Raw genomic sequence first — 18,342 nt, 5'->3', positions numbered from 1 at the left:
ATTTTAAGAGAGAATGTGGTAAAATTAGAACAAATATTCGATTTTAGGAAGGGGGCGTCGGGTGTGTCATCAATCCGATTCATTCACACGGCTGATTTGCATTTAGATAGCCCGTTTAAAGGGATGACGGGCTTATCCACTGCAGCATTGCAAACCGTGCGGAATAGTACATTCGCCGCTTTTCATCGCCTCATAGAACACGCGGTGGCGAGTAAACCAGATTTTGTCGTCATCGTCGGTGATGTTTACGACGGGGAGGACAGAAGTTTGCGTGCGCAGCTCAAATTTCAGCAAGGGATGGAGCGATTGCACGAAGCGGGCATTCCAGTCATTCTATCGTATGGGAACCACGATCATTTAAGTGGCAATTGGACACGGTTTAAATTGCCGCCGAATGTTTATGAATGCAAGGAACACGTTGATAAGGTCACACTTACGGTCCGTGGACAGGAAGTTAGTCTGTACGGCTTCAGTTACCCACAACGCCATATTCGACAAGAGATGGTCAGTCAATTCCCTGTCGCAACCGAGCGGAATGCTTTTCATATCGGGCTGCTACACGGCAGTCAATCGGGCAATGAAACGCATGACGTCTATGCGCCGTTCACAATCGATGAATTGCTCGCAAAGCAATACGATTACTGGGCACTCGGCCATATCCATTTACGGCAGCACCTTCATGAAGATCCTCCGATTGTCTATCCGGGCAATTTGCAAGGGAGGCACCGCAACGAGGCAGGCGAGAAAGGCTTTTATGAAGTGGAGCTATCGAAAACGGAAGCGGCGTTCACGTTTGTCCCGACATCGGCCATTCAATTTGCGACATTACGAATACCTTGTCAACAACTCCGTCATGTAAATGAATTGCTGGAGACGATTCAACAAGCGATTGAAGCATTTCTGACAGAAAACGGTCCTGCAATTCTCGATTTGGAATTGCAACAGTTTGATGCAAACTCTGCTTCATTGGTCGAGCAAAATGAGGAAGAGTTGTTAATGGAAATGCTTACAGAACAATTGGAAGGACACGAGACGTTTGTTTCAGTGCAACGTCTAACGAGTGTCAATAACTACCGAGCCGCGGGGGAACATGATGCGCTTGTGACGTCCATCCTTGCGCAAATGGATAGGTGGGAATTAGACGAGTGGCACGAACAATTGGAAGATGTGTATAGCAATGTTCGTACACGCCGCTATGTGGAACGATTGACAGAAGAACAAGTCCAAACGATTCGACAACGTGCAGAACAGCTTTTGTTGAATGAACTGCAAGCAGAGAAATGAGGTGAATACGTGAAGCTAAGGAAAATTGTCATTTATGGGTTCGGGAAACATGAAGATAAGACGATTGAGTTCACGGATGGCGTCAATGTCCTATACGGGCATAACGAAGCAGGCAAGACGACAATCCAACAATTCGTTCTCCAAGTGTTGTTTGGTTTTCCAAAAAAACAGAGTGTGTATGTACGGTACGAGCCGAAATCCGGTGGCAAGTATGGCGGACAAGTTCATCTAGAGGATGACACGTACGGGACGTGTGTCGTCGAGCGTGTCCGTGGAAAAGCGACAGGGGAAGTGACCGTCTATTTGCCGGATGGCCGTCAAGGCGGTGAAGAACTGTTACAACGAATCATGCGCCACTATGATCGGGCTTCCTTTGAAGCAATATTTTCCTTTTCAGTCTTGCAGTTACAAGGCTTTGAGCGGATGAATGAAAGTGAATTGAGTCGAACGTTGCTCGCATCTGGAACGACGGGAGTCGATTCGTTAGTTGCGCTGGAAAAGAAGATGGACAAGGAAGCGGGCGATTTATTCAAAAAAGCGGGTCGTATCCCGGAGATGAATGTCCGTTTGCAACAACTGAAGGAATTGGAAGATGAACTGAAACGAGCAAGAGAGCGTCAGTCGACGTATGCACCAAAAGTGGCTCGCATCCGCGAAATTGAGCAAGAATTGAAAGCCGTCAAGGACCAATATGAGGGTATCCGCGCACGCAACCACACTATCGAAAAGCAATTACAATTGCTGCCGTTGCATGAACGGAAAAAGTTGCTACTGGCGAAAAGGAGCGCTTTGCGAGAAGGTGGTTTCCCATCGGATGGCATTAGGCGGTATGAAACAATAAACAGTCGGTTGTTGGAAGCTGAAGCGAAACGGCAAGGCTTGGACAATGAAACGAATGTGTTGAAAGAACAACTCGAGCGAAATGTACAAGCGGAAGATGTGGCAGCGCTAGAAAGTCTGTTAGCTCGGGAACCTGAGTGGCACGAGTGGCGGTCGATCTTAGTCACTATACAAGATTCTGAACGCCAACTGTTTGCAAAAAAACATCAGTTGCTCGACCGTCTCGGCTTGCAGGATGCAGAAGAGATGTTGCAAGCGGACGTTTCAATCCATCAGGAAGAACACTTGTATACGGAATTACAGCATGTTGCTGAACTGGATCGTCAGCTTGAATACATCGATCGCCAGCTTTCGCAACTGGAAGCTGAGTTGAAGGAGCTCAAACTGGAATGGCAGCACGTCCAAGAGAAGGGACCGACAGAGGAAGAACTGAAAAAAGCAGATGAGTGGCCGTCCATACGAAGTAAACTGGCAGAAGCGAAAGCCTTTGTGCAGTTGAATGAAAATCGTGTACGCGGAGAGCATCCAGCGGTTTTAATCATACTCCTCCTCGCTTCTGTAGTTGCGATTGGCTTCGGCTTCATCGAACAGCAATGGCTCATTTTGCTTGCTGGTCTTTGCATTGCAGGCGTTGCAGTACTACGGGAAGTCGGAAAACGCAAACAGTCACCTGCAGCGTCTCAACAGGAGATGCAACGGCTCATTGACCAATACGGTGGACAAGAAGCGGATGCCGAACTACTTCTCGATGATGTCCGGTTGTACCGTGACAAAACAAAGCAGCTAACGGACGCACTTCAATCCATGGAACGAAAAATAGGGCTTTTGGAAACTGATTATGCTAAATCTTCTCAGGAGAAAGAGAGAAAGGAACGCGCTTTACAACAATTTTTCTTGAACTATGGGATGACGAGCATTCCAAATGCGAGTATTGTGCATCAGTTTTTCAGTATGGCACGTTCGTTACAGGAGATTCACCGGGAGCTCAACGACAGTAAACGACGACAGCAAACGCTGAGTGAACACGTCGATTTGCGAGCATCGGCTATACGTGCATTCGTCGGTGCAGATTGTCTTGAAGATGTTTTATATGAAAAATTGCGCACAAAGTATGTTGCTTTGCAAAGCGAGCTGAAGGAGCGGGCGCATGTAGAGGCGCGTCTCGCTACGATTGAACAGCAGCAGAACGAAATGGATGGACTTATTGCATCATTACGTCAACAGCAGGAAGCGCTGTTCGAGGAAGCATCAGTAGAGACGGAAGCAGACTATTACGAAGCATACGAAGCGCATGCGCAACGGTTACAACTCTCACGTCAATTGGCCGATATCGATGCGCAATTGGATCTACAACCAGTCCTGGAAGTAGATGTGTCAGAGGAAATCGTGCAGGATGAGTTGGTACGCAACGAAAAGGAGCTAAATATACTCACAGCCCGACTAGATCACCTTGTACAAGAGAAAGCGAATTTGCAAGCTGAAACGGATCAGTTATTGACGGACGATGCCTACCAAGTGAAACAACAACAGATTGAAATGAAGAAGACTGAACTCGAGCAATTAGCAATGCGCTGGGCGACCAGGCAAGCGATTGTGCAAGCAATTAGAAGCATGATGACGGAGTTGAAAGACCGGAAGTTGCCACATGTTTTAGAACGGGCACAACAGCTTTTCAGTACACTGACAGCAGGTGCCTATGTAGCATTGGAAATAACGGAAGAAGGGCTGTTCAGAGCCGTTGCGAACAATGCGGTTCGGTATCCAATCATCGAACTGAGTCAAGCGACAAAAGAACAAGCGTACATTTCGTTACGTCTCGCGTTAGCGATGGAAATGAAGGCACAGGCACCATTTCCAGTTTTACTCGATGATCCATTCGTGCATTTTGACGGTGAGCGTTTAAAACGGATGTTGCAGCTGATTGACGAAATAAGTAGTAAACATCAGTTCATCTACATGACGTGCCATGATAAGATAATAGAAGAGTGGACAAATGCAACGATCATAAATGTTTCCACAGTCGGAAACGATAAGGGGGCGGTTTCTATATGAAGAAAGTATTGGAACACCAAGTCGGAGAGTCGGTAGATCTGTTTTTGCTTATTAAACAATCAACGAAAGGGATCACGCAACAAGGAAGTCCTTTCATGACATTGATTTTGCAAGACAAAAGCGGTGACATCGAAGCGAAACTGTGGGATACAAACGAAGAACACGAACAACAATACGCTGCGGCCACTATCGTGAAAGTCGGAGGGGAAATCCATGAGTATCGTGGAAAAAACCAACTGCGTATTAAGAGCATCCGACCTGTAAGGGAAGACGAAACGGTCTCCATTTCGGATTTGGTCCCTTCAGCGGAAAAGAGCAAAGAAGTGTTGTACGAAGAGCTTATGCAATATTTCTTTGAGATGAAAAACCCGCATATCCAACGAATTACGCGTCATTTATTGAAAAAGCACCAACAGGCATTTCTTGTCTATCCGGCTGCCACACGAAACCATCACGACTACGTATCGGGCTTGCTCGACCATGTCGTGTCGATGCTGAAACTCGGAAAAGCGATTGCAGAATTATATCCTTCCTTAAATAAGGACCTGCTCTATGCCGGCATTATTTTGCATGATGTCGGGAAGGTGATCGAATTGTCAGGACCGGTCGGCACACAGTATACGATCGAAGGAAACCTGCTCGGACACATTACCATTATGGTGAATGAAATCGCAAAGGCTGCGGATGAGCTGGAAATCCAAGGCGAAGAAGTGATGTTGCTGCAACATCTCGTCTTGTCCCACCACGGAAAAGAGGAATGGGGCAGTCCGAAACGGCCGATGTTGATGGAAGCGGAAATCCTGCATTACATCGACAACATTGACGCGAAAATGAACATGCTGAACCGTGCAATGGCGAAAACCGGTAACGGAGAATTCACAGAAAGAATTTTCCCACTCGACAACCGTTCGTTTTACAAGCCCAATATTGAATAGGTTGGTTTGATGAAACAAGAAAAACTGCGTGAACGAAGGAGCCAATGTCCTCGCGTTCACGCAGTTTTTTAAATGAAAAGTTGCTTACTTTTCGTCTTTTTTGTCAGCGTCGTCTTCTTTAGCTGGCATGTACTTGTCCAAAACAGTTTTGTATTCATCGACTTTAATGTCGACATCCGCTGCTTTAATCAATTCTTGCAATTTCGCTTCAAAAAGAACACCTTTTAGGCTGTTTTCGATTTCCGCTTTCAACTCTTCTTCAGTCTTTTCAGATTCAGCTTTACGCGTATCAAGCAACTCGATGACATGGTAACCGTAGCTCGTTTTTACCGGCTCACTCAGTTCACCTTTTTTCAACGCATACGCTGCATCTTCAAATTCTTGAAGCATTTTACCAGGACCGAACCAACCTAAGTCACCGCCTGTTTCTTGTGCAACGGGTTCAGTGGAATATTCTTTCGCTAGCGCTTCGAAATCCCCACCGTCTTTAATCTTCTGAATGACTTCTTTTGCAGTCTCTTCATCAGGAACAACGATATGACGTGCATGCAATTCCGTCTTCGCACGCTCTAATCCTTTAGCAACATCTTCTTCGGACACTTCTAATGATTCAACCATTTTCTTTTGAAGCATTTGAGACTTAACGTTCTTTTCGAAGAATGCTTCCGTAATACCGTTTTGTTCTAGATACATATCAAAGTTGTCGCCGTACACTTCTTTTTGTTTCTTAATTTCTTCTTCTACTTCTTTATCTGTAATTTTGTATTCATTTTCCAACGCTTGTTGAAGAAGCATATTTTCAATGACTTGAGGGCCAATCGCGTCTTTCATTTCTTCATATAAATCTTGTTTCGTAATTTCACCAGACTTCGTTGTTGCAATCACTTCATCGTCTGAAGTTTTTTGATCGTTACTACATGCAGCAAGGGCTAATACCGAAGCTGCCATTGTCATTGCAAGGACTGTTTTTTTCATGATTATTCTCCCCTAACTTTTGTGTACAACAGTTGATACTATACCATAAAAACGTATAGAAAACAAAAAGGTTCCATCTCGTGAATCGCCTAAATCATCTTTTCACCATCGCATACGATACAAAGAGAGAGGAGGTGCTCTAAATGAGTGGATACAGCCATGGTAATTCCGGCTTCGCGTTGATTGTTGTATTGTTCATTCTTTTGATCATCGTCGGTGCAGCATACTTGTATTAATAACAAAGGTCCAACGCCCTCGTCTTGGGTGTTGGACCTTCTCTTATTTACACGTTCAATAGAACTTCAAGGTAGAAAGACAATATCAGGATCGTAATGAGGATATTGACTGTACGATAGATTTTAGGTTGCTTTTCTTCAGGAATTTCCCGAGATTGGCATAACGCATATGTCATTTTGTTTATCTGAAATAAATAAAATAATGAAAACATCACCGTAACAATAAGGATCATGTCCATTCCTCCTCTTTAACACATACATGTATCATAGCAGACCAAAAGAGAAAAAGACATTATTTTTCTTTCGATGCAGGAACAGGGACAGGCTGTCTTTGCGGTTTTGAGAGGTTGACGGACACCAATTCACCGTCTTCTTCTTCAAAAGCATGATCGATTCTTTTGAAGCCACGCTCAAAAATTTCCATGAAATCTTCCCCATAAATATTCCGCAGCACCGACATGACTTCCAAAAACTCCGGGAACTTCCCGTAAATGCTTTTAATCGGCAACGAGCCTTCCAGAATGCCGTGATTGGAGTTGTAGTAGTTTTCATTCATGCCTTGTAACAGTTGCTCGCCTTCTTCCGTCACAGAGACATATGTATTGCGCCGATCGTCATCTCTCTTGTAAAACTTCAAGTAGCCACGCTCTTCCAGTTTTTTCGAGAAATTAAAAGCGGTCGACACGTGCATGACGCCGAATTTGGCTACATCCGAAATGGAGGCACCTTGTAAATGATACGCAATCCATAAAATATGGTGTTCATTAATATTCAGGTCATAAGGTTTTATCCACTGCTGCCAATCTTTTTCGACTGCTTTCCAAAGCGCTTTTGACATTTGGGCAACACGTTGACTATAAATCATTGCTTCCTTTTGAGAGAACTTTTGCTCAGTCATTGTATACCTCCAACAATTAAATAATTGGTCTTTCTGTCATTATAGCAGGAAAATATCAAATAAAAAAGTTTGAATTGCAAAAACATTGTATAGGGGGAATAGGAAGGGAGTTTTATATGTTGTCAAATCAATGAAATTTCCGTTAGTTTGCAAGAGGAAATAATTTTCGAAGTTGAGTGGGGGATTCCGCGTGTTTTGTGCGAAAGCAGTCTGTTATGCTTCAAAGTTGATCCGTGCCCAATTCCGCTTTCTGCCACACTTGCATGGTACTGCGAAACCGGCTAATCGAGCAACAAAAAAGACAGAGGACGTACAAATCCTCTGTCGACGGAAGTCTCTCACTTTTGTTGCGCTGCAATGGATTGTTCGAGTTCAGCAAGTGATTGTTGAATAGCGGAGATTTCCTTTTCAAGGCGTTGCTTGTTCTTTTCAGTTGAGCGTTGCCATTGTTCAATCGAGCCTTTCACGTCTTGCACGGCATCAGGAACTAGTTCTTTCGCTTCTTTCGTCATGTGCGTGACGGAATCTTTCAACTCGGAAATTTTCCCTTTTACGTCATTCAATTTAAGTTTCATATCAGTAGAAGCGCTTTTAACGGATGATCGGATTTCACGACCCGATTGTGGAGTTGAAAAAAGAACGGTGACTGCCGCCGTAACGGATCCTGCAAGTAGTCCGTACATAAATGTCGATGCTTTCATGAAGGACACTCCTTTCATTTTGAATAGTATTCCTTTTCATAGTTTAATTAAAACATGGCAACCCGTTCTGGGCAAATAAAAAAAGCTTCGCTCACGAAGAGGAAGCTTTGGGCTATCAATTGGAAACGGCTGTTTTAAACGATGTCCGTTGTAAAAACTTATGAATGATTGGGTAGATAATAAAGAACACGATCCCATTCATTGCTATTGTCGGTAAAACAACTGTGACGAACAATAATGTGAATGGCACTTTCGCACCGAGTACAAAAATGGCAACGGACAAGAAAATCGTTCCGGACAATAATGTCCCCACACATGCGATCGCAGTGGAAACAACTAAGTGATTCGCTGCTTTTTTCAACAAAAGAATGACCGCATAGACGACAAATGCCGTAATGAGCTTGTCTATAATATTGGGGACGAGTCCACCTGGAAATGTCGTGAAGATGCCCGATAGGACACCCGTCGTCGCACCAAGTAAAAAGACGCTGCGTGCATCTGGGAATAAAAAGATGCCAATAAACATCATTGTCAGCATGAAATCTGGCTTCATGCCATCTCCGTAACCTGGGATCACCAAGTACAAAGCGGCACCAACAGCGACTAATAGCGCCATTAGCGTAAGATTTTTCGTATTCATTTCTCATCTCTCCTCAACTGGGCTCAATATTGTTCTCCTAACGTATCCTCGTGATCGTTAGCGAAAACTTATTGAAAGTATACACATAATAGTCTGAATTGGCAACTGTTATTTATTGCCGATGGTCTTTCGGATTTCATTCGCAAACTCGTGAATCCGTTCTTTCGTCAACTCTTCCACTTGTGGATTCCAGTTGGAAGAAAAGCCGTCCGTTTCATCATAACGTGGAATGAAATGCATATGGAAATGGAAGACGGCTTGGCCTGCAGGCGCGCCATTGTTTTGTAAAATGTTCATGCCAGCTGGTGTGAACGTTTCTTTTAATGTGTTCGCGATTTTCGGAGCAACCGCAAATAGATTTGCAGCTTCCGTCTCACTGAACTCATAGAGATTTTCACGGTGTGTTTTTGGAATTAATAAAACATGTCCCTTTGTCACAGGGGTAACGTCCATGAAGGCGACGACATGGTCGTCTTCATAAATTTTCTCACTCGGGATTTCCCCTTCAACAATTTTACAAAAAATACAGGATGTCATTGACGTTTCGTCCTTTCTCATTCGGTTTTCCGTTTCATGATGAGCGTGAAAACGGAGATGGATTCATGATTGAAACAAGTGTAGCATACTTTCAATTAACAAGTGAAAGTTGGACAAAGCATTTCGATTGGATGTTTGGTAAAATGAGTACAAGAATGGAGGATGGATATGGCAATTCTCGAAGTACAAGACGTAACAGGTGGCTATACACGTAAACCTGTTTTACACGAACTATCATTTGAAATCGGTGAAGGCGAACTGGTCGGGTTGATCGGTTTGAATGGAGCCGGAAAAAGTACAACGATCAAACATATTATCGGACTCATGAATCCTCATGATGGAGATATAAAAGTGAACGGGGTCACGTTTAGTGACAACCCTGAAGACTATCGGAAAGCATTCTCCTATATACCTGAAACGCCTATTTTGTATGAGGAGCTGACGTTGCGAGAACACCTTGAACTGACTGCGATGGCGTATGGGCTCGATCAAGAAGTATTTGAAGCACGATCAGCAATGTTGTTAAAAGAGTTCATGATGGAAAAGCGGTTGAACTGGTTCCCGTCCCATTTCTCAAAAGGGATGCGCCAAAAAGTGATGATTATGTGCGCTTTTTTAGTGGAACCGTCGCTGTATATTATCGATGAACCGTTTGTCGGATTGGATCCGATTGGTATCCGTTCATTACTTCAGCAAATTACGGAACGAAAAGCGAACGGGGCATCCGTGCTCATGTCGACACACGTTCTTCCGACAGCAGAACAGTATTGCGATCGCATTATTGTTTTACACAACGGACGGGTGCGCGCGCAAGGAACGATGGACGATTTGAGAAAGGCATTCAATCGTCCGAAAGCAACATTGGACGAGTTGTATATTTCAATGACTGAGGAACAAGATTATGAACAGCATTCGTGACATATGGAGCAATCGGTTTGTTCATTACATGTCTGAACTTCAGCGCTACATGCAATTTGTGTTTACAGGTCATCTCGCAATTGTGCTGCTTTTTACAATCGGAGCAGGTGGCTATGCGTACAGCGAATGGTTAAAAGAAGTGCCTGAAACGTTCCCGGCAGCTATTTTATCCGCGTTGCTCATCGGTTTTGCCTTATCGATGGGTTCGCCTGTCACGTTGTTGAAGCCTGCAGATCGTGTATTTTTCTTACCGATGGAAAAGAAGCTAATGTTGTACTTGAATAAGTCTTTGCGTTTCACGTTTATTACACAACTGCCAATTCCACTGATTTTATTCATTATTGTCGTACCGTTATTGGCGGCAACGGGAGTTGCGGGTAAGCCTCAATTTTACTTGACGGCAGTTGTAATACTCCTTGTGAAATGGCTATATGTTGAGACGGAATATCATTATCGCCATGCGAGCGCGGGTGAAGGTGTGTGGAAAGATCGGTTCATCCGTTTTGTGTTAGCGGCATTGTTATTGTATGTAACAATTGCAGGGTTTCCAATTTTTATTCCACTCGTCGGTTTGCTCATGGCTTTCTATTATGTACTTTGGAAGAAAAGAAGTGCTGTAAAACCTTTTCCGTACGATCACTTCATTACGCTTGAACAAAATCGAATGATGCGTTTTTATCGATTCGCCAATTATTTCACGGATGTGCCCCATTTAAAAGGCTCGATCAGTCGACGGGCATGGCTCGGCTTTCTCATGCGGCCAGCAACGTTTGAACGGACATCTTCGCAACGCTATTTGCTAAGAAGAACGTTAATCCGGACGGACGATACATTCTGGTTATGGGTAAGACTCACCGCATTGTCTGTTGCGGGTGTCGTCCTCATTCCTTTCCCAATTGTCATGTACATTTTTAGTGGAGCATTAGCTTTCGCGACGTCGATTCAATTGGTTCATGCATTGCGTGCTGGAGATGAATTCCGGATGGATCAGTTATTTCCCGCAGCAACAGATGAACGGACGCCTGCGATTCGGAAAACAGTGAGCGTTGTGCAACTCATCCAAGCTGTCGTGGTTTTCCTAGCAGCCGTCTTTGCAAGTGGTTTATCCACAACCGCAATTATTGTAACGGTCATCGTCGTCCTCATTTCTGAATTGACAATCCGGTCATCGACAAAGCAGAACACAGAACAATGACTAGCAAACTAAAAATTAAATAGAATATTCTCAAAATCCTTGCAACTGAATAGCAAAATTATGTATAATAGAAAAAAGGCATCAGGGGTGAGGGAGATGGAAAACAATTATTCATATGCCGATTTCTTAAAAGCCGTGGGAAAAAACAGTTCTTCGCTACAAGCTGAAAGATTGCTAAATGATATCTATATGGATTTGTTTCTAAGTCACATTCATCGCGAACAGACGAAAAGCCGTCTCTTGGAGCTGATTGATCTCGCACTCGATGAAAATGACGAAAAGTCTTTTAAAAGGCTTACGGATGAACTGTTGAAAGTGGAAGACGATTAATAAATAAAAAGCGGGCTGCCTGGTAGGAAACTATCGGAGCAGCCTGTTTTTTTACGATTTATTTTAAAACACATGTTCCCTTATTTCTTTCGACTCGTGAAACTCTATGGTAAACTAGATGTAATCAACATTGATCTTGGGGAGGGAAAGACATGGACCAAACATTCGACTTGCATGCGCCATATGAACCGCTAGGCGATCAACCGGCCGCCATTGCTAAATTGGTCGACGGTATTAATGAAGGGAAAAAGCATCAGACGTTATTAGGGGCAACAGGAACGGGTAAAACGTTTACTGTGTCTAATGTGATAAAAGAAGTAAACAAACCAACACTTGTTATCGCGCATAACAAAACACTCGCAGGGCAATTATATAGTGAGTTCAAAGAATTTTTTCCAAATAATGCAGTAGAGTATTTTGTAAGTTTCTATGATTACTATCAACCGGAAGCGTACGTTCCGCATACCGATACGTATATCGAAAAAGACGCAACGATTAACGACGAAATTGATAAATTGCGTCACTCCGCTACCTCTTCTTTGTTCGAACGGAATGACGTGCTGATCGTTGCTTCCGTCTCGTGCATTTACGGTCTAGGTTCGCCGGAAGAATACGGGAAGCATGTCGTCTCCCTTCGTGCAGGCATGGAAATTGGACGGAACGAATTATTAAGGCGGTTTGTCGATAACCAATATTCAAGAAATGACATTAACTTCACACGCGGAACGTTTCGCGTAAGAGGCGATGTCGTCGAAATCTTCCCCGCTTCACAAGACGAACATTGCATCCGAATCGAGTTTTTCGGGGACGAAATTGACCGAATTCGAGAAGTAGATGCATTAACAGGGGAGATTCTAGGTGAACGGGAACACGTAGCGATTTTCCCGAATTCCCACTTTGTCACCGGTGAAGAAAAGCTGACGAAGGCGATTGCCAACATTGAAATTGAATTGGAAGAGCAACTGAAAGTGTTGCGAAAAGAAGATAAGCTGCTCGAGGCACAACGGTTGGAACAACGAACACGCTATGACTTGGAAATGATGCGCGAAATGGGCTTTTGTTCTGGGATTGAAAACTATTCTAGGCATTTAACGTTGCAACCACCTGGTGCGACACCCTTTACATTGCTCGATTATTTTCCTGATGATTTCCTCATTGTCATCGATGAAAGTCACGTCACATTGCCGCAAATTCGAGGGATGTACAATGGTGACCAAGCTCGTAAACAAGTGTTGGTCGATCACGGCTTCCGGCTTCCATCTGCGTTGGATAACCGGCCACTTATGTTTCAAGAGTTCGAGCGGTACATCCACGAAGCGATCTACGTATCCGCTACACCTGGTCCGTATGAAATTGAGCATACGCCGGAAATGGTCGAGCAGATTATCCGACCCACCGGATTGCTTGATCCGCTCATTGAAGTGCGTCCGATCGAAGGGCAAATTGATGATTTAATCGATGAAATTAATGAGCGTACAAAACGGGATGAACGGGTATTGATTACTACGTTAACGAAGAAAATGTCTGAAGATTTGACGGACTACTTAAAAGATATTGGCATTAAAGTGCAATACTTGCACTCAGAAGTGAAGACGTTGGAACGGATTGAGATAATACGGGAACTGCGGTTAGGAACGTATGACGTGTTGATCGGCATTAACTTACTGCGGGAAGGGCTAGATATTCCTGAAGTATCCCTTGTCGCGATTCTTGACGCAGATAAAGAAGGGTTTTTGCGCTCGGAACGGTCTTTGATCCAGACGATAGGCCGGGCTGCCCGGAACTCAGAAGGGCAAGTCATCATGTATGCAGACCGTTATACCGATTCAATGAAAAAAGCGATTGATGAGACGGCGAGAAGACGTGAAATCCAAATGGCGTACAATGAAAAACATGGCATTACGCCGACGACGATTAAGAAGAAAGTACGGGATGTGATCCGAGCAACTCAAGTTGCGGAAGCAGGAGAACCATCCTTTATGGATAAAGTGACGAAAGGAAAGCCGTTGTCGAAGGATGACAAGGCGAAACTACTTGTCACATTGGAGAAAGAAATGAAAGAGGCAGCGAAAGCGCTAGACTTCGAACGTGCAGCACAATTACGGGATACGATACTAGAATTGAAGGCTGAAAGGTGAAAACGCGATGAAGAATTCGGAGATTATTATTCAAGGGGCCCGAGCGCATAATTTGAAAGATGTTAATGTGAAAATCCCGCGCGACCAGCTTGTCGTCATGACAGGGCTGTCGGGATCGGGGAAATCATCACTTGCTTTTGACACGATTTACGCGGAAGGGCAAAGAAGGTATGTAGAATCATTGTCGGCGTATGCACGGCAATTTTTAGGGCAAATGGACAAGCCGGATGTGGATGTCATTGAAGGCTTGTCACCTGCTATTTCGATTGATCAAAAGACGACGAGCCGGAATCCTCGGTCGACAGTCGGTACTGTGACGGAAATATCCGATTACCTCCGCTTGTTGTTTGCACGTATCGGAAAACCGATTTGTCCGGTGCATGGGACGGAAATTACATCGCAGACGGTTGAGCAAATGGTCGATCGGATTATGGAATTACCAGAACGATCCCGTCTGCAAATTCTTGCACCTGTTATTTCGGGCAGAAAAGGTACGCACGTCAAACTGTTGGAAGACATTAAAAAAGAGGGCTATGTCCGCGTCCGTGTGAACGGGGAAGTGATAGACCTCGATGACAATATTGAGTTGAATAAAAACAAAAAGCATACGATCGAAGTCGTCATTGACCGGATTGTCGTAAAGGAAGGCATTGAGTCGAGGTTGAGCGACTCGCTTGAAGCGGCACTCCGTTTGGCAGAAGGCACGGTGATTGTTGATGTCATCGATGTAGAGGAATTGCTGTTTAGCGAGCATCATGCTTGTCCGTTATGCGGATTTTCGATTGGAGAGCTTGAGCCGAGGATGTTTTCCTTCAACAGTCCGTTCGGAGCATGCCCTGAGTGTGATGGGCTCGGAACGAAGTTGGAAGTGGACCCGGACCTTGTCATTCCCGATCGCTCATTGACACTGGCGGACGGTGCAATCGTTCCTTGGATTCCAACGAGTTCACAATATTATCCTGAGTTATTGAAGACAGTTTGTAAGCATTTCAATATTCCGATGGATGTGCCTGTGAGCGAGTTGGCGGATGAAGATTTACACATCATTTTGCATGGTTCGAAAGACGAAATGATTAAATTCCAATATACGAATGAATTCGGCAATACACGTGTGAACAACATTTACTTTGAAGGTGTGTTAGCGAATGTTGAACGCCGTTTCAAGGAGACGTCTTCGGATTATATCCGCGAGCAGATGGAGAAGTATATGGCACAACGCCCTTGTCCGACGTGTAACGGTTATCGATTAAAGGAAGAGTCGCTAGCCGTCAAAGTGAATGGTAGCCATATCGGTGAGGTGACGGCACTCTCAATTACAGATGCAGATGCGTTTTTCAAAAACCTCGTCCTTTCTGAGAAGGATATGCAGATTGCGAGACTCATTTTACGTGAAATCGAGGAGCGGCTCGGCTTCCTTATCAATGTAGGGCTTGATTATTTGACGTTATCAAGAGCAGCGGGTACGTTGTCAGGCGGTGAAGCACAGCGGATTCGGCTTGCGACGCAAATTGGATCTCGTTTGACGGGTGTTCTATACATTTTGGATGAACCGTCGATCGGTCTTCATCAGCGGGACAATGATCGTCTCATCGGTACGTTGCAAAGTATGCGGGATATCGGCAACACGCTCATCGTTGTCGAACATGACGAAGATACGATGATGGCGGCTGATTTCTTAATTGACATTGGTCCGGGGGCTGGTGCTGCTGGTGGACAGATTGTTGCTGCAGGTCCGCCGACTGAAGTGATGAATGACCCGAACTCATTGACAGGTCAGTATTTAAGTGGCAAGAAATTCATCCCGCTTCCGCAAGAAAGACGGAAGTCCGATGGAAGGGTCGTTTCCATTAAAGGGGCGTCCGAGAACAACTTGAAAAATGTGAACGTGGACTTCCCGTTAGGTCAATTCATTGCGGTGACGGGCGTTTCAGGTTCAGGAAAAAGTACGTTGGTGAATGAAGTGCTATACAAAGTGCTTGCCCAAAAGTTAAACCGTTCCAAGCAGAAACCGGGCCAATTCAAATCTGTGGCGGGACTTGAAGAATTGGAGAAAGTTATTGAAATCGACCAGTCTCCAATTGGGCGGACGCCTCGATCCAACCCGGCGACGTATACCGGTGTGTTTGACGATGTACGTGATGTGTTTGCGATGACGAACGAAGCGAAAGTACGTGGGTATAAGAAAGGCCGCTTCAGCTTCAATGTGAAGGGCGGACGTTGTGAAGCTTGTCACGGCGATGGCATTATTAAAATCGAGATGCACTTCTTGCCGGATGTCTACGTGCCGTGTGAAGTGTGCCACGGGAAACGATACAACCGTGAAACGCTTGAAGTGACGTATAAAGGGAAAAATATTGCAGATGTTCTGTCGATGACGGTTGAAGATGCACTCGTCTTCTTTGAAAATATCCCGAAAATCAGTCGCAAACTGCAAACGATTGTCGATGTCGGATTAGGGTACGTCCAACTTGGACAACCGGCAACGACGTTATCAGGTGGCGAGGCGCAACGGGTGAAACTCGCATCCGAATTGCATAGACGGTCAAACGGCAAATCGTTTTACATTTTGGATGAACCGACAACAGGTTTGCATGTTCATGACATAGAAAAGTTGCTGAAAGTGTTGCAACGACTTGTTGATTCTGGGAATACGGTTCTTGTCATTGAGCATAATCTAGATGTCATTAAAACCGTGGACCACATTATCGATCTAGGGCCAGAAGGCGGACATAAAGGTGGACAAATTATTGCCACAGGGACACCGGAACAAGTGGCACGCTCGAAAAAATCGTATACAGGCCACTATTTGAAGCCAATCTTAGAGCGCGATGCGCAACGGATGAAAGACAAAATCGAGCAAGCACAAGTATAGAAAGATGAAACCTTCTCCACACTCTTTCGTATATATAGCTATGAAACGTGAGAGTCTCGAACACTTGCTTTGACGGAAGGCTCTTGCAAAGAAAAACCTAGGCATACCAATTTAGGAGGCGGAAATGATGCAAAACGAACGCAAACGTATATTGACCATGCTAGAAAACGGGACCATTTCAATGGATGAGGCCTTGACGTTATTGGAGAAGTTAGAGAACAAGTCGACGGCAGAGAGCGGTCATGTAGATGTGCAGCAAACTGCGCATTCGGAATCGGTTCACGATGAGGATGCTGCGCACACGACAAAAAGAGGAAAAGACAAAAATCCTTCTATGGATGAATTCATTGAAGATATCCGCAAAGATTTTGTAACAGTAGGCGACCGTTTCATGCAATTCATGCAAACGACTGTTGATCGCATGAAAGGTTTCGACTTCGATTCGCCGTTTGGTGGAAGTTCCACTTTCCATCATTCTATTGTGAAGCAGGGAACGGATTTGTCTGAAATTCTCATCGATGTGGATCACGGGAGTGTCATTGTCCAACCGACGGATGCAACAGAAATCCGGGCAGAATTTACGGTCAAGGCGTTTAACAACCGATCCGAAGAAGAGGTCAAAAAGGAGTTCCTGGATAAATTAATTTTTGTACAAGATGAAGGGAAACTTCGCCTCTTGAGCGATTTGAAGTTGTACCAAGTGAACATTGATTTGTTTGTGCCGAAGAAGAAGCTCGACAAAATTTCTGCACGATTATTGAATGGAAGCTTTAATTTGAAAGATTTGTCCGTCGACCGTTTATATACAAAAACAGCAAACGGAAAAGTGGACATTGAGCGTATCGAATTTGATGAAGCGGAATTGGAAACAGCCAATGGGTCGATCCGTGTGAATGAAAGTACAGGCCGCTTGCTCGAAGCGGAAACGATTAATGGACGCGTATACATCTTAGGGAAATTAAAAGATGTAGAAGCGAAGTCGTTGAACGGTCATGTCGTCGTAACAACAACCGATCAAGCCGCACAAAAGGTGGAAGCACGGACGGTGAGTGGATCTGTCGAGTTATACATTCCATCGGATGTAACGCTCAATGGCGAAATTTCGACGAACATGGGACGCTTGGATCTGCAGTTGCATGACATTAATAAAACAACGGAGCAGGAGCAATTTTTACAACGTGCTGTTCGTTTCAAGAAGGATGTTGAAGGGGATGCAACGCCACTTCATTTGATTGGTGAAGCGAAGTCCGGTTCTGTCATTGTGTGCTATACGGTGAAACATTCGTAATGAGAATGGGTAGCCTGAAGAGTTGTCTTGTATGACGACTCTTCAGGCATTTTTTGTTTGTAGGGAAATGCGGTGATTTGATTGGAATATGCTGCGAATGCGTAAGTTTTGCCGCGTTCTGGAGGGATATGCCGCGTTTGACTGGAATATGCGGAGTTTGAAGAAGTTATGCTGTTGTTATCGCGGGGAGTTGTATATGTGGGACTGTTATTGTCGCGCTGAATGGGTTTTGACAATCTAAAAATGGGCTGATTATTGGTGAGGTTATTACTTAAAGTAACGTCGAGTTTTAGGGGAATGCGGCGTTTTGCTTGTATATGCGGCGAATGGAGAAGTTATGCGGCGTTCTAGAGGGATATGCGGAGTTTGACGGGAATATGGTAAGCGTAAAAGGATCTGCACCTGTTTTTCCGGGTGCAGATCCTTTATTTTAGTAATGAATCCTTTAATTTTTAGATAGGTAACATTGCTCCGGCAGCTTTTTCGACCAAGGGAACAATTTT

Annotated in this window: 17 protein-coding genes; 11 read left to right on the top strand and 6 right to left on the bottom strand. The window is 44.5% G+C overall.

Annotated elements, in window-relative coordinates:
* Positions 1–63: 63 nt before the first annotated feature.
* From QT711_RS17085 to yhaM, 3 genes are read left to right on the top strand one after another with little or no spacing between them, the layout of a single operon-like run.
* Positions 64–1,284 carry a metallophosphoesterase family protein gene (locus tag QT711_RS17085; RefSeq protein ID WP_317946284.1) on the top strand — a complete coding sequence of 407 codons (1,221 nt, stop codon included), beginning with the start codon at positions 64–66 and terminating at the stop codon, positions 1,282–1,284.
* A 9-nt stretch (positions 1,285–1,293) separates the two neighbouring features.
* A complete protein-coding gene (locus tag QT711_RS17080; protein ID WP_317946282.1) occupies positions 1,294–4,176 on the top strand; it encodes an ATP-binding protein in 2,883 nt (960 codons plus the stop codon).
* On the top strand, positions 4,173–5,111 hold the full coding sequence (gene yhaM, locus QT711_RS17075; protein WP_317946280.1) for a 3'-5' exoribonuclease YhaM: 939 nt from the start codon (positions 4,173–4,175) through the stop codon (positions 5,109–5,111). Before QT711_RS17080 ends, yhaM begins: the two co-directional genes overlap by 4 nt.
* A gap of 84 nt (positions 5,112–5,195) precedes the next feature.
* On the opposite strand, the gene QT711_RS17070 is transcribed toward yhaM, so the two are convergent.
* Positions 5,196–6,086, bottom strand: coding sequence for a peptidylprolyl isomerase (locus tag QT711_RS17070; protein WP_317946278.1), 891 nt, complete (start codon positions 6,084–6,086; stop codon positions 5,196–5,198).
* Between the two features lie 143 nt (positions 6,087–6,229).
* Here QT711_RS17070 and QT711_RS17065 point away from each other — a divergent pair, with 143 nt between their 5' ends.
* The gene (locus QT711_RS17065; RefSeq protein ID WP_317946277.1) at positions 6,230–6,322 is read left to right on the top strand and encodes a YjcZ family sporulation protein; all 93 of its coding nucleotides are present in this window, start codon (positions 6,230–6,232) and stop codon (positions 6,320–6,322) included.
* Positions 6,323–6,369: 47 nt separating this feature from the next.
* Here QT711_RS17065 and QT711_RS17060 read toward each other — a convergent pair whose 3' ends face one another.
* The 5 genes from QT711_RS17060 to QT711_RS17040 all read right to left on the bottom strand — a co-directional run bounded on the left by QT711_RS17060 (position 6,370) and on the right by QT711_RS17040 (position 9,098).
* The gene (locus tag QT711_RS17060) at positions 6,370–6,555 is read right to left on the bottom strand and encodes a hypothetical protein (RefSeq protein ID WP_239432685.1); all 186 of its coding nucleotides are present in this window, start codon (positions 6,553–6,555) and stop codon (positions 6,370–6,372) included.
* Between the two features lie 59 nt (positions 6,556–6,614).
* Positions 6,615–7,220: an HTH-type transcriptional regulator Hpr gene (locus QT711_RS17055; protein WP_317946274.1), complete on the bottom strand. Its 606-nt coding sequence runs from the start codon at positions 7,218–7,220 to the stop codon at positions 6,615–6,617.
* Positions 7,221–7,558: 338 nt separating this feature from the next.
* Positions 7,559–7,921, bottom strand: coding sequence for a YtxH domain-containing protein (locus QT711_RS17050; RefSeq protein WP_317946273.1), 363 nt, complete (start codon positions 7,919–7,921; stop codon positions 7,559–7,561).
* 115 nt (positions 7,922–8,036) lie between these two features.
* Positions 8,037–8,561, bottom strand: coding sequence for a tryptophan transporter (locus QT711_RS17045; RefSeq protein WP_317946272.1), 525 nt, complete (start codon positions 8,559–8,561; stop codon positions 8,037–8,039).
* Positions 8,562–8,669: 108 nt separating this feature from the next.
* On the bottom strand, positions 8,670–9,098 hold the full coding sequence (locus QT711_RS17040) for an HIT family protein (protein WP_317946270.1): 429 nt from the start codon (positions 9,096–9,098) through the stop codon (positions 8,670–8,672).
* Between QT711_RS17040 and QT711_RS17035 the strand changes: the two genes are divergently transcribed.
* The 7 genes from QT711_RS17035 (at position 9,092) to QT711_RS17005 (ending at position 17,839) form a co-directional block, all read left to right on the top strand.
* Positions 9,092–9,313, top strand: a complete 222-nt coding sequence (locus tag QT711_RS17035; RefSeq protein WP_317946268.1) for a hypothetical protein — start codon at positions 9,092–9,094, stop codon at positions 9,311–9,313. The genes QT711_RS17040 and QT711_RS17035 overlap by 7 nt on opposite strands.
* Positions 9,267–10,016 carry an ABC transporter ATP-binding protein gene (locus QT711_RS17030; RefSeq protein WP_317946267.1) on the top strand — a complete coding sequence of 250 codons (750 nt, stop codon included), beginning with the start codon at positions 9,267–9,269 and terminating at the stop codon, positions 10,014–10,016. Before QT711_RS17035 ends, QT711_RS17030 begins: the two co-directional genes overlap by 47 nt.
* Positions 10,000–11,211, top strand: a complete 1,212-nt coding sequence (locus tag QT711_RS17025; RefSeq protein ID WP_317946265.1) for an ABC transporter permease — start codon at positions 10,000–10,002, stop codon at positions 11,209–11,211. Before QT711_RS17030 ends, QT711_RS17025 begins: the two co-directional genes overlap by 17 nt.
* Positions 11,212–11,307: 96 nt before the next feature.
* Positions 11,308–11,541, top strand: a complete 234-nt coding sequence (locus QT711_RS17020) for an IDEAL domain-containing protein (protein WP_317946263.1) — start codon at positions 11,308–11,310, stop codon at positions 11,539–11,541.
* Between the two features lie 152 nt (positions 11,542–11,693).
* Positions 11,694–13,679: an excinuclease ABC subunit UvrB gene (gene uvrB / locus QT711_RS17015; RefSeq protein ID WP_317946261.1), complete on the top strand. Its 1,986-nt coding sequence runs from the start codon at positions 11,694–11,696 to the stop codon at positions 13,677–13,679.
* 7 nt (positions 13,680–13,686) lie between these two features.
* The gene (uvrA, locus tag QT711_RS17010; protein WP_317946259.1) at positions 13,687–16,551 is read left to right on the top strand and encodes an excinuclease ABC subunit UvrA; all 2,865 of its coding nucleotides are present in this window, start codon (positions 13,687–13,689) and stop codon (positions 16,549–16,551) included.
* Between the two features lie 127 nt (positions 16,552–16,678).
* On the top strand, positions 16,679–17,839 hold the full coding sequence (locus QT711_RS17005; protein WP_317946258.1) for a DUF4097 family beta strand repeat-containing protein: 1,161 nt from the start codon (positions 16,679–16,681) through the stop codon (positions 17,837–17,839).
* The last annotated feature ends 503 nt before the right edge of the window (positions 17,840–18,342 follow it).

Source organism: Sporosarcina saromensis, from assembly GCF_033253735.1.
Classification (GTDB): Bacteria; Bacillota; Bacilli; order Bacillales_A; family Planococcaceae; genus Sporosarcina; species Sporosarcina saromensis.
This window is presented reverse-complemented; position numbering and strand designations above follow the sequence as displayed.